This window comes from Stenotrophomonas sp. SMYL11, assembly GCF_036320005.1.
GTDB classification, from domain to species: Bacteria; Pseudomonadota; Gammaproteobacteria; order Xanthomonadales; family Xanthomonadaceae; genus Stenotrophomonas; species Stenotrophomonas maltophilia_A.
This window is the reverse complement of the sequence record NZ_JAWIRS010000013.1, coordinates 27059-42001: the sequence shown is the minus strand read 5'-3', so window position 1 is coordinate 42001 and position 14943 is coordinate 27059. Positions and strand designations below refer to the sequence as shown.

At 67.0% G+C, this 14943-nt stretch carries 13 protein-coding genes and 1 pseudogene; 3 read left to right on the top strand and 11 right to left on the bottom strand.

Annotated features, from left to right (window positions below; genetic code table 11):
• Positions 1-96: 96 nt before the first annotated feature.
• Both V3B46_RS16755 and V3B46_RS16750 read right to left on the bottom strand, forming a co-directional pair.
• Positions 97-489: a VanZ family protein gene (locus V3B46_RS16755; RefSeq protein WP_329892389.1), complete on the bottom strand. Its 393-nt coding sequence runs from the start codon at positions 487-489 to the stop codon at positions 97-99.
• Positions 486-1670, bottom strand: coding sequence for a class I SAM-dependent methyltransferase (locus V3B46_RS16750; protein WP_154264433.1), 1185 nt, complete (start codon positions 1668-1670; stop codon positions 486-488). The genes V3B46_RS16755 and V3B46_RS16750 overlap by 4 nt, the downstream gene beginning before the upstream one ends.
• A gap of 59 nt (positions 1671-1729) precedes the next feature.
• Between V3B46_RS16750 and V3B46_RS16745 the strand changes: the two genes are divergently transcribed.
• Positions 1730-2467: a pteridine reductase gene (locus tag V3B46_RS16745; protein ID WP_024957037.1), complete on the top strand. Its 738-nt coding sequence runs from the start codon at positions 1730-1732 to the stop codon at positions 2465-2467.
• A 31-nt stretch (positions 2468-2498) separates the two neighbouring features.
• Here the strand turns inward: V3B46_RS16745 and folK are convergent, their stop codons facing one another.
• Positions 2499-2984, bottom strand: coding sequence for a 2-amino-4-hydroxy-6-hydroxymethyldihydropteridine diphosphokinase (gene folK, locus V3B46_RS16740; protein WP_329892426.1), 486 nt, complete (start codon positions 2982-2984; stop codon positions 2499-2501).
• 91 nt (positions 2985-3075) lie between these two features.
• Between folK and V3B46_RS16735 the strand changes: the two are divergent.
• Positions 3076-3789 (top strand): annotated as a pseudogene (locus tag V3B46_RS16735) (proteasome-type protease); the annotation flags it as partial.
• A gap of 5 nt (positions 3790-3794) precedes the next feature.
• Here the strand turns inward: V3B46_RS16735 and V3B46_RS16730 are convergent.
• The 4 genes from V3B46_RS16730 to V3B46_RS16715 all read right to left on the bottom strand — a co-directional run bounded on the left by V3B46_RS16730 (position 3795) and on the right by V3B46_RS16715 (position 8179).
• Positions 3795-5306, bottom strand: a complete 1512-nt coding sequence (locus V3B46_RS16730) for a hybrid sensor histidine kinase/response regulator (RefSeq protein ID WP_154264436.1) — start codon at positions 5304-5306, stop codon at positions 3795-3797.
• A gap of 4 nt (positions 5307-5310) precedes the next feature.
• Positions 5311-5751, bottom strand: a complete 441-nt coding sequence (locus V3B46_RS16725) for a response regulator (RefSeq protein ID WP_005411057.1) — start codon at positions 5749-5751, stop codon at positions 5311-5313.
• Positions 5748-7565: a sensor histidine kinase gene (locus V3B46_RS16720; RefSeq protein WP_329892388.1), complete on the bottom strand. Its 1818-nt coding sequence runs from the start codon at positions 7563-7565 to the stop codon at positions 5748-5750. Before V3B46_RS16720 ends, V3B46_RS16725 begins: the two co-directional genes overlap by 4 nt.
• Before the next feature lie 230 nt (positions 7566-7795).
• Positions 7796-8179: a BON domain-containing protein gene (locus V3B46_RS16715; RefSeq protein ID WP_107433314.1), complete on the bottom strand. Its 384-nt coding sequence runs from the start codon at positions 8177-8179 to the stop codon at positions 7796-7798.
• Between the two features lie 170 nt (positions 8180-8349).
• Between V3B46_RS16715 and V3B46_RS16710 the strand changes: the two genes are divergently transcribed.
• Positions 8350-9393 carry an oxidoreductase gene (locus V3B46_RS16710; RefSeq protein ID WP_329892387.1) on the top strand — a complete coding sequence of 348 codons (1044 nt, stop codon included), beginning with the start codon at positions 8350-8352 and terminating at the stop codon, positions 9391-9393.
• 331 nt (positions 9394-9724) lie between these two features.
• Here the strand turns inward: V3B46_RS16710 and gnd are convergent, their stop codons facing one another.
• From gnd to V3B46_RS16690, 4 genes are all read right to left on the bottom strand, one after another.
• Complete coding sequence (gene gnd / locus V3B46_RS16705) at positions 9725-10630, bottom strand: phosphogluconate dehydrogenase (NAD(+)-dependent, decarboxylating) (protein WP_329892386.1); 906 nt, start codon at positions 10628-10630, stop codon at positions 9725-9727.
• A gap of 10 nt (positions 10631-10640) precedes the next feature.
• Complete coding sequence (locus tag V3B46_RS16700; protein ID WP_329892385.1) at positions 10641-11879, bottom strand: hypothetical protein; 1239 nt, start codon at positions 11877-11879, stop codon at positions 10641-10643.
• Positions 11880-11896: 17 nt separating this feature from the next.
• A complete protein-coding gene (locus tag V3B46_RS16695; RefSeq protein WP_154264440.1) occupies positions 11897-12505 on the bottom strand; it encodes a DUF2242 domain-containing protein in 609 nt (202 codons plus the stop codon).
• A gap of 224 nt (positions 12506-12729) precedes the next feature.
• Complete coding sequence (locus V3B46_RS16690; RefSeq protein WP_154264441.1) at positions 12730-14907, bottom strand: carboxy terminal-processing peptidase; 2178 nt, start codon at positions 14905-14907, stop codon at positions 12730-12732.
• Positions 14908-14943 lie beyond the last annotated feature (36 nt).

Here is a 14943-nt window from a genome sequence, read left to right as displayed (position 1 = left end):
TCATCCACGTACGGCGTGGATCTACTGTAGAGCCGAGCCCATGCTCGGCTGCTGTTCAATCGGGGAGCCGAGCATGGGCTCGGCTCTACAGGAACGTCACCCGCGCCAGCGCAGCAGCAGGTCGCGCATCGGAGTCAGTGCGGTGGCCATGCCGGCCAGCACGCCAATGGTGTTGGCCAGCGCATCCATTGGGTCGGCCATGCGGTTGCTGGTCAGCGCGCCCTGCGCGAACTCGATGCCGATGCCCATCAGCACCAGGCCCACGCCCACCCACAGCAGCGGGCGGCCCCGACGGAACAGCTGCACCGCGCTGCCGGCCAGGATGAAATAGGCGAGGAAGTGTTCGCCCTTGTCGCTGTTTTCCGGCAACGGAATCGGCGGTGGTGGGATCAGGCAGACCACGATCACCAGCAGCACCGCCGTCGCCCACAGCGCGGCCCACAACCGGGGCCGCCGCAGCGGCTTGATCACCGGCAACGCGTGGCTCACAGGCGCCAGCTCAGGTCACCCAGCTCGAAGGCCGGTTCGAAGTCGACGCCACGCTGCAGGCCGATGGCCTGGAAGCGTTCGCCCATCTCCGTCGGCAGGGTCAACTTCTTCACCTGGTCGCGCAGCTGGATGCGGCCGACCTCATCGGTGCGTTCCTCGGCCAGCAGCAGCACCTGGTCCAGGCCGTTGCCAAGCAGGAAACTGGCCTGGCTGCAGTAACCGGCCAGCTCGAAGCCACCGTGCATGCCGGCCTCGGCCATCGCGGTGAAATCCACCGACGCGGTGATGTCCTGCAGGCCCGGCCAGCGGTGCACGTCGTTGTGCACGTGGTGGCGGTAGAACGCACGCACGGTGCCATCGTCACGGTCGTGCTGGTAGAACTCGCCACGATTGTAGCCGTAGTCGACAAACAGCATCGCACCACGCTGCAGGCCACCGGCCACCGCCTGCAGCCAGTACGGCAGCTGCGGCAGCACTTCGGAGCGGTAGCCTTCGGCGAAGGGCTTTTCCAGGTAACGCTCGATGTGGCGCACCGCGCCGTTGAGCAGGATGTCGGCCGGCTGCGCACCGCGGATGAAGTTGCCTTCGGCATCCAGCTCGACGGTTTCCTCGTAGACCTCGCCATCCCGGATCAGGAAGCGCGGGGTCGGCAGCGCGTCGATCACCTCGTTGGCAAACACCACGCCCTCCCAGTCCTCCTCGAACGGGCGGTCGACCCAGTCCACGCGCGCCGCCAGCTCGGCCGGCAGGTTCTGCTGCAGCCGCTGCTGCTGGCGCTCGCGCAGGTCGGCGCTGGGTTCAAGGATCGCGTAGCGCGACGGCAGTGCGTCGAGCTCGGCCAGGCGCAGCAGCACCGCCTCGGCGAAGGCGCCGGTACCACCGCCGAGCTCCAGCATCCGCGCCTGCGCGCCCAGCTGTGCGAACACAGGCGCCAGCGCATTGGCCACGCTGCCGGCGAACAGGCTGCCAAGCTCGGGCGCGGTGGTGAAGTCACCGCTGCCACCGAACTTGCTGGCGCCGGCGCTGTAATAGCCCCAGCCGGGGGTGTACAGGCACAGTTCCATGAAGCGCGAGAACGGCATCGCCCCGCCCTGCGCAAGGATTTCGGCGCGCAGGGCGGCGGACAGCTGGTCGCTGTGGGCCAGGGCATCGGCTTCGGGCAGGGGGAAGGTGGGCTGCATGGCGTCTTCGAATGCGGTGACAATGGTGCACAGGATAGCCGAGCCTTGGAGGACCCTCGATGAGCGACACCCACCCCGTGGTCCTGATCACCGGCAGCGCGCGCCGGATCGGTGCGGCCATCGCCCGCCAGTTCCATGCCTGCGGCTGGTCGGTGGTGCTGCACGCCAATACCTCCAGCGCCGAGCTGCAGCAGGCCGCGTTCGATTTCGACAACGTGCGCCCGGGCAGCGTGCTGGCCCTGCAGGCCGACCTGCGTGACGCCGACGCCCTGGCCGACCTGGTGGAGCAGGCCGTCACCCACTTCGGGCGACTGGATGCACTGGTCAACAACGCCTCCAACTTCTTCCCCACCCCACTCGGCCAGGTCACCGCCGAGGCGATGGACGAGCTGTATGCGGTCAATGCGCGCGCGCCGCTGCTGCTGTCACAGGCGGCGGCGCCCTACCTGCGCCGCCAGCAGGGCTGCATCGTCAACCTGACCGACCTGCACGGCACCGACCCGATGCGCGACCACATCGCCTATACCATGGCCAAGGCCGCGCTGGAGATGGCCACCCGCTCGCTGGCGCTGGAGCTGGCGCCGAAGGTGCGGGTCAATGCAGTGGCGCCCGGCGCGATCCTGTGGCCGGAACAGGGCAAGGACGATTTCGCCCGCGAGGCGCTGCTGGCACGCACGCCGCTGGCACGGATCGGCACGGTCGAAGAGATCGCCGAGGCGGTCTACTGGCTGGTGGCCGAAGCCAGCTTCGTCACCGGCCACACCCTGCGCGTGGATGGTGGGCGTACGGTCAGTTGAAATGTTGCCGGCCGCTGGCCGGCAACCTCCGTCATCCGAGGTCCACCACCTCGAACGCCTCGCCAAACTGTCTGTGCGCACGCCACAACGTGGCCAGGTCGTGCCCGCTGACCGGGTCGATGAAGCCCGGCGCGATGTCGGCCAGCGGCTTCAGCACGAAGGCGTGCTTCAGCTCCGGGCGCGGAATGCGCAGGTGGCCAGGGCCTTCCACCACCAGATCCCCGTAGAACACCACGTCGATGTCCAGGGTCCGATCGGAGAAGCGCGGCCCGCTGCGGTCGCGGCCGTGCGCGTCTTCCAGCGCATGCAGCCAGTCGTCCAGTTCCTGCAGCGGCAGGTCGGTCTCGATCGCCACCGCATTGTTGAGGAAGGCCGGGCCATCGAAGCCGACCGCGGCGGTACGGTAGGCGGGCGACACCTGCAGCGCGCCGAAGCGCTCGCGCAGGGCCGCCACCGCGGCGTGGAGGTAGCGACGGGGCTGGACGTTGCTGCCCAGGCTCAGGAGCACGGTGGTCATGCGGTTCAGGTGACGGCACTTGGGGGGCGTGGACATGCCGTCGTCACGGCGGCCTGCCTACAATCCGGGACGCACATGATAGGGCACCGACATGACCTATTGCGTTGGAATCGAGGTGGACGAGGGCCTGGTCTTCGCCGCCGACACCCGGACCAATGCCTCGCTGGACGATGTGCGCGTGCACCGCAAGCTGCACGTGTTCGAGTACCCCGGCCAGGCAGCCTACGTGCTGATGGCGGCTGGCAACCTGGCCACCACCCAGCTGCTGGTGTCGCGCCTGGGGCGCGATGCCGGCGAACGGCGCACGCCCAACCTGCGTGACATGGCCCACCTGTTCGAGGCCGCGGCCTACGTTGGCCAGTTGCTGGTCGACAGCCAGGTCAAGACCGAGCACAGCGAGCACGGCCATGACGGGGTCAACACCCAGGCCACGCTGATCTTCGGCGGCCAGATCGCCGGCGAGCGGCCCGGGCTGTACATGATCTACCCGCTCGGCAACGCCATCGCTGCTTCGCCGGAAACGCCCTACCTGCAGATCGGTGAGTCCAAGTACGGCAAACCTATCCTCGATCGCATCCTCAGCCCGGCCACACACCTGGAGGATGCCGCGCGCACCGCGATCGTCTCGCTGGACTCCACCATCCGTTCCAACCTGTCGGTGGGCCTGCCGATCGACCTGGCGCTGCTGCGCGACGGCGAGCTGCGCATCGGCCAGCAGCTGCGGCTGGGCGCGGATTCGGCGTTGTATGCCGATATTCACCAGAACTGGTCGCGGCGGCTGGAACAGGCGGTGGACGCACTACCCTTTTGTCAGCCCAGCGCTTCAGCCACCGCGCGGAACACCTGCTGCATCTGCAGCGGCTTGTGCAGCACATGCACCTCCACACAGGCCGGGAACGCGTCCGCCGCGACTGGCACCGCCGGGTCCTCCAGTACCAGCGCCGGGCCGCGATAGCCCAGCGCTGCCATCTCGCCCAGCAGCTGGCTGGCCGGCAGCAGCTTGGAGCCGGCGTCGGCGATCACCAGTGCCGGCAACGCCTCCTGCTGCATCCAGCGCAGCGCGGCCGGGCCGTCGGACGCCAGCTGCAGCTGGTAACCCTGGCTGGACAGCGCATTGCCCAGCAGCGACAGGCGCGTGGCCTCGCCGTCGACCACCAGGATCGACTGGCCGCTGCCCAGCGCCACCAGCTGCTCGATCGGCTCGCTGCCGTCGCTGGCTTCGTGCATCGGCAAGCGCAGCTCGAAACAGGTGCCCTGCCCCGGCTGGCTGCTGACTTGGATGCTGCCGCCGGCACCTTCGACGATGCGCTTGCAGGAAATCAGGCCCAGGCCAGTGCCATCGGCCTTGGTGGTGAAGAACGGATTGAACAGGTGCGACAGCGTGTCCGCATCCATGCCGATGCCTTCATCGGCCACGCAGATCCGCATCCAGTCCACGCCATCGCGCTCGCCGGCATGGCTGGCAGTCAGGCTCAGGCGGCCGCCGTTGGGCATCGCCTGGATCGCGTTGAGCGCCAGGTTCAGCATCACCTGCTGCAGTTCGGTGTAGTTGGCGTCGACCACCAGGCCTTCGTCCTGCACCTGCAACTCCAGGCGCACCGCATCGGGCACGTTGCTGCGCAACAGCAGCGCCACCGCATCGAACAGGCCATCGATCTCGATGCGCTCGCTCGGCTTGCGCGAGCCGCGCACGAACGACAGCATCGATTCGGCCATCTCGTGGCCACGGCGGCCGCATTCGGCGATGACATCGGCCAGATGGTGCAGCTGCGGATCCTCGGTGCGCGCCTTCAGCAGGTCCGGCATGATCAGCAGCGGCTGCAGGATGTTGCGCAGGTCGTGGCTGAGGCCGGCGGCAAGCAGCGACAGGCTTTCCAGGCGCTGCGCGCGCATCAGTTCGGTTTCCACCCGTGCGCGCTCTATGGCGCTGCGTGCATCGCGGATCGCACGCGCCACCGCCGACGGCAGGCGCGCCGGCAGGTGCTTGATGATGTAATCGTTGGCGCCCTTCTGCAGCGCCGCCACCGCATTCTCCTCACCCATGGTGCCGGAGACGAAGATGAAGGGCACTTCCGGTGAAGTCTCGCGCACGATGCGCAGCGCGTCATCACCGGAGAACCCCGGCATGCTCAGGTCGGACAGCACGATGTCCGGCTGGAACGCGACCAGTGCCTGGCGCAGTTCGGCCTCGCTTTCGACGCGCTCGAAACGGGCCTCCAGGCCCGCGTCGAGCATCTGTTCGGACATCAGCTCGGCATCTTCCGGTGAGTCCTCCACCAGCAGGATGCGCAGCGCCCCCAGGGCGGGACCGGTCAGGGGCATGGGCTCACTCGAGTTCCGGTGCCTGGTTGATCAACGCCCAGAACTTGCCCAGGGTCTGCACCGCGCCGAAGAACTGGTCCACGTCCACCGGCTTGACCACATAGGCGTTCACGCCCATGTCCCAGCTGCGGGCCAGGTCGCTTTCCTCGCGCGAGGACGACAGGATCACCACAGGCAGGCGCTTGAGCTCTTCGTGCTCGCGGATCTGCCGCAGCACTTCCAGGCCATCCATGCGCGGCATCTTGATGTCCAGCAGCAGCACCGCCGGCAGGCCTTCCTCGCGGTTGGCGAAGGCACCACGGCGCAACAGGTAGTCCATCACTTCCACGCCATCCTCGACGTGCACGATGGGGTTGGCCAGACGCGCCTCTTCCAGGGCGTCGATCGCCATTTCGGCATCAGCCGGGCTGTCTTCGGCGAGAAGAATGGTGCGCAGAGTGGTCATGCAGAAGGCCCTTGTTTGTCCGCATCGATCGCGGGAGGCAGGTAGAAGTGGAAGGTGGCGCCGACGTCCGGTTCGGCCTCGGCCCAGATACGGCCGCCATGACGGGTGAGCACGCGGCGCACGCTGGCCAGGCCGATGCCGGTACCCGGGTAGTCGCTGGCCTTGTGCAGGCGCTGGAAGACACCAAACAGCTTGCCGGCGTAGGCCATGTCGAAGCCTGCACCATTGTCGCTGACCGTGAACTGATGACCGCCGTCAGGCTGCGGCTGGTAATCCACGCGGATCTTCGCCGGTTCGCGGTTGCCCGAGTACTTCACCGCGTTGCCGAGCAGGTTCAGCCAGACCTGGCGGATCATGTTTTCATCGCCCACCACGATCGGCAGCGGCGCGATGCTCCACTCCACCTGGTGCGCATGGCCGCTGTTCTCGGCTTCGGCCTGCAGATTGGAATCGAGCATGGCACGGGTATCGGCCACCAGCGACTGCATGTCCACCGCCTGCTGGCGCATCGCCACGCGCCCCAGCCGCGAGTAGACCAGCAGGTCGTCGATCAGGGCTGCCATGCGCCGCGCCGAACTGGAGATCACCTCCAGGTAATGCCGGCTCTTGTCATCGGCAGCGTCGCCCAGATGGCGCGACAGCTTGTCGGAGAAACCGGCCACGTGGCGCAGCGGTGCGCGCAGGTCGTGCGACACCGAGTAGCTGAAGGCTTCCAGTTCCCTGTTGACCTCGGACACCTGCGCAACCTTGCCTTCCAGCTGGCGGTTCAGTTCCTCCACCCGCAGCTGCACGGCACGCTGCACGGTGACGTCGCTGACCGTGAGCAACACCACTTCGTCGTCGGTGTCCGGCAGCGGCATGCGCCGCGCGTTGAGCAGCATGTAGCGCACCATGCCATCGGCGGCGCGCTGTTCATGCTCGAAGTCCCACAGTTCGCGGCCGCGCAACAGCACATCGGACAGTCGCTGGCGCATCACGGGGTCTTTCCATGCACCGTCGCCGACAGTGTCCAGCAACAGGCCATCGGCGCGTTCATCCTGCAGCCCGTACAGCTCGGCGAAGGCAGGGTTGTGCAGCTGCACGCGCAGGTCGCGGTCGAGCAGCACGATCGGCTCACGCACGGTCTGCAGCACCGAGGCTGCACGTGCGGCCGAACGCAGCGACTGCCGTTCGGCATGCAGGCGGCGACCGATCTGCCGCTGCAGCAGCCACAGCACCAGGCCAAGCAGCGCCAGCTGGATCACCAGCGAACTCCACGACACCAGCTCGGTCTGCTTGCGCTGGCGTGCGGCCTGCTCGGCGCGTTGTGTCAGCAGCTTCTGCTCGCTGGCCTGCAGTTCCTCCACCAGGCCACGGATCGGATAGCGCGTGCTCAGGTCCTGCACCAGCTCGCGCTGGTCACTGTTGGGCTCGGACTTTGCCAGTTCGCGGGCAAGCGCCATGCGCCCTTCCAGCATCGACTCGATGCGGCCGATGCGGATCAGCTGCTCAGGATTGTCGCGGGTCATCCGGCCCAGTTCAGCCAGGCGACCGGGAAGGTCATTGGCTTTGGCCATGCGCTCGCGCAGGCCAGGCGCATCCACACCCTTGGACAGGGTCAGCGCAGCCGATTCGACATCGCGCACATCGGCCTGCAACTGCTGCAGGGCCACACCCACGGCCTGGGTATGGTTGACCCAGGCCATCGCATCTTCGCTGTCCTGCTGCAGTTGGCGCAGGGTCAACCACGGCACTACGATGATCGCGGCAGCGGCCAGCGCCAAGGCCGGCAACCGCCAACGGTCCCAGATGTCATCACTGAAAACCAGCGCCATAGTTCCTCGTCAGCACAGCCGCGGAGCGTAGGCCGATACCGGCCCGGCTGCGGCGGAACGGGCAATATAGCGCAGGCGGTCACAACTCTGGAGTTTCCCGCCTGGTTGGCTGAACGGGTTGCGGAAATCCAAGGCAGAGCCGAGCCATGCTCGGCTGCAACCCAAAGGGCAGTCGAGCAAGCTCGACTCTACCCAGGCAGCGGGCGCCCCATGCGGGGCGCCCTTCGGGGTCAGCGCTTGGCAGCAGCGCTGACCTTCAATGCAGCGGCATCGACGCGGGTCACGCCCTTGATGCCCTTGGCGGTGGTGACCGCTTTGTCCTTCTCGGCCTGGGTGGCCACGGCGCCACTCAGGCTGACCACGCCGTTCACGGTTTCCACCTTGATTTCAGTGCCCGGAACGTTGCTGCTGGCCAGCAGGTCGGCCTTCACCTTGGTGGTGATCCAGCTGTCGGTCACCGGCTCGTTGGAGTCATGGCGATCGGCATGGGTCGTCGGATGGGTGCTGGTCGGCGGGCTCTTCGCGGCCGGGTCCTTGGCGAATGCGGCCGAGGAGGACAGCGCCAGGCCCAGCGTCAGGGCGGAAGCAATCAGCGTGCGGGTGGTATTGCTCATGTGTCGTACTCCTTCGGGATGTGCTGCCAGTCTGGACAAGCGGCCGTAGAGCAGGCGTGGCGTTGCGGTCATGCCGCCGTGAATCGAAACGTTTCCAACGGCAACGGTTCAGTTTTGGACTGACAGCACCCGTCGTTTACCCTGCCCTTCCTCATTGCCGGAGCCCTGCCATGCGCCCTGACCTGCAACTGGCCTTGATCGGCTACGGCCTCGCCGGCCGCGTCTTCCATGCGCCCCTGATCCAGCACACGCCCGGCGTGGTGCTGCACAGCATCGTCAGTTCGCAACGCGACACCCTGCTGCGCGCGTTCAGCGACGTGCACGTGCGTGCCACGCCGCAGGAAGTGTTCGACGATCCGGCAGTGGATGCGGTGGTGATCGCCACACCGAACGAACAGCACGCGCCGCTGGCGATCGCCGCGCTGGCAGCAGGCAAGCACGTGCTGGTCGACAAGCCGTTCGCGCTGGATGTGGCTGAAGCGGAAACGGCGCTTGCTGCGGCGCGCGATGCCGGACGCATCGTCACGGTGTTCCAGAACCGGCGCTTCGACGCGGATTTCCTCACCCTGCAGGCACTGCTGGCCGAAGGCACGCTCGGTGACGTGGCCGAGTGCCACGCGCACTTCGACCGCTACCGGCCGCAGGTGCGTGAGCGCTGGCGTGAGCAGGACGGCCCGGGAAGCGGCTTGTGGTACGACCTTGGCCCTCACCTGCTGGACCAGATGCTGGTGCTGTTCGGCTGGCCGCAGGCGATCGATGCCGATCTGGCCGTGCAGCGCGAAGGCGGCAGCGGCGTCGATTACTTCCACGCAGTGCTGCACTACCCGCGCCATCGCGCGATCGTGCATGCCGGCTCGCTGGTGGCGGCCCCCACGCCGCACTTCAGTGTGCATGGCAGTCGTGGCAGCTGGATCAAGCATGGGCTGGACGTGCAGGAGGCACAGCTGCGGCGCGGTGTTGCGCCAGGAGCGCCAGGCTGGGGCATCGACCCACGGCACGGCGAGTTGTTGCGCTGCGATGCCGAGGACAATGTGCAGCGCAGTACCGTGGACAACCTGCCGGGCGACTACCGGCGGCTGTATGCGCAGTTCGCGGCGGCGATGCACGGCGATGGCGAGCCGACGGTCAGCCCGGTGCAGGCACTGCAGCTGATGCGGTTGCTGCAGGCCGGCATGGACAGCGCGCGCGAAGGGCGGCGAATCGTGTTGGGGTGATCGGCAGGGCTGCGCCCTGCAACTGCCGAAGCAACGGTAACGGCAACGTCAAAAGCAGGCATTCCGTGGATGGCGGGGTGGGTCCGGTTGCGGGGGCCGGCGCAAGTACATCCATGTAGCCTCGGTCGCGCCATCCATGGCGCTCACGCCCCCGCAACCGGACCCACCCCGCCTTCGACAGTTATCCGCACCCGACGGTAGGTGTCGACCTTGGTCGACACATCGACGTGGAAACGATCGGAGACGGCCTTCTGTAGAGTCGAGCCATGCTCGACTGGCTGCATGGGGTCAGAGCTCTTTCCTGCGGAAAGGGATCCGACCCCAGCAAGGCTTACGACTTCTTGATGGCGTGCCCACCGAATTCGTTGCGCATCGCCGACAGCAGGCGATCGGTGAACGAATTCGATTCACGCGAACGCAGGCGTTCCAGCAGCGACAGGGTGATCACCGGTGCCGGCACATCGAGCGCGATCGCTTCGGCCACGGTCCAGCGGCCTTCGCCGGAATCCTCCACGTACGGGGCGATGCCATCCAGCGAGGGATTGCGCTTGAGTGCTTCGGTGCTCAGGTCCAGCAGCCACGAACGCACCACGCTGCCGTGGCGCCAGACTTCGGCGACCTGGGCCAGGTCCAGTTCCATTTCCTGCTTGCGCTCCATCAGCGCGAAGCCTTCGGCGTAGGCCTGCATCATTCCGTACTCGATGCCGTTGTGGACCATCTTGGTGAAGTGGCCGGCACCGGACGGACCCACACGACCCCAGCCACGGTCTTCGGCCGGTGCCAGCGTGCGCAGCAGCGGTGCGATCTGCTCCACCACCGACGCTTCGCCACCGACCATCAGGCTGTAGCCTTCCTGCAGGCCCCACACGCCACCGCTGGTGCCGCAGTCGACGTAGCCCAGGTCGTCCTCGGCCAGCGTCTTGGCGCGGCGGATCGAGTCCTGGTAGTTGGAGTTGCCGCCATCGATGACGATGTCACCCTCGGCCAGGTGCGGGGTCAACTGGCCCAGGGTCTGGTCGACGGTTTCGCCGGCCGGCACCATCAGCCACACCACGCGCGGCACCGGCAGCGCGGCAACCGCGGCGGCCAGCGAATCGACCACCTCCAGGCCGGCCTCGGTGGCGCGCTGGCGGGCGCCTTCGCCCGGGTCGTAGCCGACCACGCGGTGGCCGCCGCGATGCAGGCGCTGGGCCATGTTGGCGCCCATGCGGCCGAGGCCGATCATTGCAATGTCCATTGTTTCACCTTCAGTTGGGGTCTAGGGTCAGGCTGCCTGGCCTGCCGGTAGCCGCGCAGTGGCGCAGCTGCGCCTCGCGCCAACGCCGGTAGAGCGTGGTATGCAGATTGTGCACCGCCAGGTCGATCGAAAACGGCGTTCGCGGGTTGCGATCGAGCAGGCGGGCGATGTGGTAGCCGATGGGACGTATACCGCGTGGATGCACATAGATCACGAACTGCTGGTAGAACGGATCGTCCAGCAGCTGGTCCATGCGTGCCAGCGTGTCGTGGTAGCGCGGTTCCAGCCGTGCACGAAGGTTCGGATCACGCTCGAACAACAGGCGCTCGAAGTAGCGCTGGCCGATGCGCGGGATGCCCTGCGCGAGTTTCCAGAGTTCGACATTGCGCTGGTCGTACCAGGCCAGTCCGCCGTGCATCGCCAGTGCCTGCGCGGCGCCCTCGCCCACCTCGACCACGACGAAGTTCTCGGCCTGGTTGCTCAGATCATCCAGCGTGCTCTTGTCATACACATGCTCGATGAAACCTGGCACGCCGACGAAGGCCTGCCGTCCCATCGCCGAGGTGCGCACCGCCTTGCCATCGGCGAAGAAATCACCGGCATGCGCGCCGAGCAGGATGCTGTCGGTATCGTGCAGGGCGAGGAAGGTGCCGATCGACAGTTCATCCGCAGCGAACTCCGTATCGAACGCGACATCGCCATACAGCTCTCGTTGCGTGGCCAACTGCGCGACCTGGCGGCCGACCCCGCATTCGGCACGCACGGCACCGCTGTAGAACGCCTCCAGCGCATGACTGTTCCCCGCGCTGGGCACGAAGCCACGACCGAAACTGCGCGTGCGCTGCCAGCCTTGCGCGCGCGGCCCCTGCAGGCCGAAGCCGATCCAGCCCAGCTGCGGGCCGGAGAAGCGGAAGGCGGGGTTGTCCTGCAGTGCCGAAGCCGCACGTTGCGTGGCCGCGCCCAGTTCGAAGGCATAGGCGCAGACCGTGGCTGGATCGTCCAGCAATTGTTGCAGCAACGCCTTGCGTGCTGCAGCGGACATTCCGGCCGGCCACCCCACGCGCAGATCGCCTGCCGCCTGTGCTTCAGCCAGCGAGGCACGTGTACACACTGGGCCGCCGTGCACCTGTGGTGCACCCGCCGTGACCTCGTCAAAGCGCCATCCCAGCCGCTGCAGCAGGCCCTGCGTGCAGTCCGGCGTTGCGGACGCAATGCCCAGCGCGGGCATCAGCAGGAGTGCCACGCCCATCAACCTGCCGCGCACGATCACCCTTGATCCGTGCTGCGGGCCGGTGCGGGCTCGGACGATGCAGGCTCGGGCGGTGCGAGCGCAGGCGGTGCGGGTTTGCCAGCCTCCGCCGGTAGATACTGTTGCAGGCGTTGGAAGAAGCGCTGATAGAACCCGGCATCGGTGACGGTGCTGCTGGCCACTTTCACCAGCGAATCGTCATTACTGCCGAACGGCAGCGACACCGAGCCCAATGCACCCACGCCCACGCTGGCCGACGTCGGGCTCTTCTTCAGCGCGTAGCGGTCCTGCACCGCGCTGACGAATACCAGCGTCTGGCTGCCACGCGGCGCGCAGGAGATGCGCAGCACCAGCTGCTCGTGGTCGTCCTCGCGTGGCTGGAAGTTCTTGTTGCCTTCCACCTGCGCTTCGTCGGAACGGGCGATGGCGTAGCCCTGGCTGAGCAGCGTGCGCCGCGCGGCCTCGCAGGCGTCACCGGGACGGCCATCGACGGTGCGCGAGAAGGTATCGCCGGAATCAAAGGATTCGCGCAGCAACGTGCTGTCGGCGGCGCGGCCACCACAGGCCGACAGGATCAGGGCGCTGGCGAGCGCCACGGCAGCACTGGAAAGACGGGAGGCCCGCATGGGTACTCCTGCGAGGACGGTGCCGCCAAGGGTAGCCCTGCGGCCGTGTGCGGCAGGTCGAAACCGGCGTGACCGAGCCACCCCGTTGCTGCCGGTTCATGCACAGAAAAGGGGACCGAGGGGATTAAGTCATTTGTGCCACAAACGACTTAATCCCCTCCGTCCCCTTTTATGCAGAGGGGCCGGCAATGCCGGCCCCTCGGGTATCACATGCCGTCGCCGGCTCAGTCCGCCCAGCGACCGGCGCCGGTCGACTGCGGCAGCACCTGCGCCGACAGCGGGCGGTCATTGGCCAGCAGGTTCACCGCATCGGCCAGGATCGAGGCCGACTCGCGCAGCAGCGGGTCCGGACGCTTCTCGGCAGCCTTCTCGCGCGCGGCATCCTTGACGATGTCACGCTCGTTGCCGGTCAGGCCGTCATCGCTGCTGTCATCGGCCAGCGGGTCCAGGGCCAGGCCCAGTTCCTTGCGCTGCACCTGGCGATCCTTGCGCTGGGTGTCCTGGCGCTCACGCTCAGCGCGCCGGGTGGCCTCGTTGAGAGAGATGTACTTCTTCGCGGCCTCGGTGCGGAACTGCTGCACGTCCTCGTTCCACCACTGGAACTCCTTGTCGGTGGCGATACGGGTGTCGTGGCGGGTTTCCAGCTTCGGCAGCAGCGGCGCGAAGTTGCCGTACTGGGTGTGAGGCACGGCAGCGATGCGGGTCCACGGCAGCGCGTTGTCGTAGGTGCTCTCGCCGAATTCGGTGGCATCGACGCTGGCCGGGAAGGCCAGGTCCGGCACCACACCCTTGTGCTGGGTGCTGCTGCCGCTGATGCGGAAGAACTGGGCAATGGTCAGCTTGACCTGGCCGAAGCGCTGGGTCTCGCCACTCGGCCAACGGTCGAGGTCGACGATGTTCTGCACGGTGCCCTTGCCGAAGCTGGTCTCACCGATCACCAGGCCACGACCATAGTCCTGGATGGCACCGGCGAAGATCTCCGAGGCCGAGGCCGAACCGCGGTTGATCAGCACTGCCAGCGGACCATCCCACGCCACGCCCTGGTTGCGGTCGCTGTTGACGGTGACGCGGCCACCAGACTCACGCACCTGGACCACCGGACCCTGCTCGATGAACAGGCCGGTCAGTTCGATGGCTTCATCCAGCGAACCACCGCCGTTGTTGCGCAGGTCCAGCACCACGCCATCCAGCTTGTCGTTCTTGAAACCGGCCAGCAGCTTGGCGACGTCGCGGGTGGCCGAGGCGTAGTCGGCCGCATTGCGGCGACGGCCTTCGAAGTCCTGGTAGAAGGTCGGCAGCTTGATCACGCCGATCTTGCGCGCCGGCTCACCGTTGGCGGCCGGAATGGTCATGGTCTCGCCCTTGGCGGCCTGTTCGGCCAGGCGCACCTTCTGGCGGGTCAGCACCAGAGTGTGGTGCTTGCCGTCGGCGCCCTCAGCAGCCGGGATGAACTCCAGCTTGACCTGGGTGTCCTTGGCGCCGCGGATCTTGGCCACGACATCGTCGATGCGCCAGCCGATCACGTCCTCGACCAGGCCGGACTTGCCCTGGCCGACGCCGACGATACGGTCACCCGGCTTCAGCGTGCCATCCACTGCGGCCGGGCCACCGGCGATGATCTCGCGGATCACCACCACGTCGTCCTGGCGCTGCAGCTGCGCGCCGATGCCTTCCAGCGACAGCGACATCGCCTGGTTGAAGTTCTCGGCGGTGCGCGGGGTGAAGTAATCGGTGTGCGGGTCAACGGCGCTGGTGTACGAGTTCATGAAGAACTGGAAGACGTCTTCGCCCTTCAGTTCATTGACCGACTTCTCCAGCGTCGCGTAGCGCTTGTCCAGCGTCTTGCGGATGTCGTCCGGCTTCTTGCCGGCCAGCTTCAGGCGCAGCCAGTCGTTCTTGACCGACTTGCGCCACAGCTCATCCAGTTCAGCGCTGCTGGCCGCCCACGGCACCTTCTTGCGGTCGTACTCGAAACGCTCGTCGGTGGTGAAGTCAGGCTCCTGCTTGAGCAGCTTGCGCGCGTAGGCCACACGTTCGCCGACGCGCTGCTTGTAGACCGCGAACACCTGGAACGCCGGCTCCAGCTCGCCGCCACGGATGGCCGAGGAAATGTTGGCTTCGAACGGCGCGAAGCGCGCCACGTCGGCCTGGGTGAAGTACTGCTTGCCGCCGTCCAGCGTCTCCAGGTAGCGCTTGAACACGTCCTTGGAGGTAGCCTCGTCCAGCGCACGCGGGCGATAGGCGTAACGGCTGTCGGACAGCAGGCCATACACCAGCTTGGAGGTGGTCACCTGATCGGCGGTTGCCGCAGCGGGCAATGCCGGCGAATCGGCCTTGGCCGCCAGCGCCAGCGGCGCGACCAGCGCCAGGGCCATCAGGAATGCGGGGGCTTTGAATTTCATTGACGTGCTCGAAGGCGCCTTGCCAAGGGGGAGACT

Bases quoted from the DNA above. Each gene is read 5' to 3' on its own strand.
- V3B46_RS16750 (WP_154264433.1), bottom strand. From the start codon at position 1,670: ATGCAGCCCACCTTCCCCCTGCCCGAAGCCGATGCCCTGGCCCACAGC.
- V3B46_RS16745 (WP_024957037.1), top strand. From the start codon at position 1,730: ATGAGCGACACCCACCCCGTGGTCCTGATCACCGGCAGCGCGCGCCGG.
- folK (WP_329892426.1), bottom strand. From the start codon at position 2,984: ATGACCACCGTGCTCCTGAGCCTGGGCAGCAACGTCCAGCCCCGTCGC.
- V3B46_RS16730 (WP_154264436.1), bottom strand. From the start codon at position 5,306: ATGCCCCTGACCGGTCCCGCCCTGGGGGCGCTGCGCATCCTGCTGGTG.
- V3B46_RS16725 (WP_005411057.1), bottom strand. From the start codon at position 5,751: ATGACCACTCTGCGCACCATTCTTCTCGCCGAAGACAGCCCGGCTGAT.
- V3B46_RS16720 (WP_329892388.1), bottom strand. From the start codon at position 7,565: ATGGCGCTGGTTTTCAGTGATGACATCTGGGACCGTTGGCGGTTGCCG.
- V3B46_RS16715 (WP_107433314.1), bottom strand. From the start codon at position 8,179: ATGAGCAATACCACCCGCACGCTGATTGCTTCCGCCCTGACGCTGGGC.
- V3B46_RS16710 (WP_329892387.1), top strand. From the start codon at position 8,350: ATGCGCCCTGACCTGCAACTGGCCTTGATCGGCTACGGCCTCGCCGGC.
- gnd (WP_329892386.1), bottom strand. From the start codon at position 10,630: ATGGACATTGCAATGATCGGCCTCGGCCGCATGGGCGCCAACATGGCC.
- V3B46_RS16700 (WP_329892385.1), bottom strand. From the start codon at position 11,879: ATGGGCGTGGCACTCCTGCTGATGCCCGCGCTGGGCATTGCGTCCGCA.
- V3B46_RS16695 (WP_154264440.1), bottom strand. From the start codon at position 12,505: ATGCGGGCCTCCCGTCTTTCCAGTGCTGCCGTGGCGCTCGCCAGCGCC.
- V3B46_RS16690 (WP_154264441.1), bottom strand. From the start codon at position 14,907: ATGAAATTCAAAGCCCCCGCATTCCTGATGGCCCTGGCGCTGGTCGCG.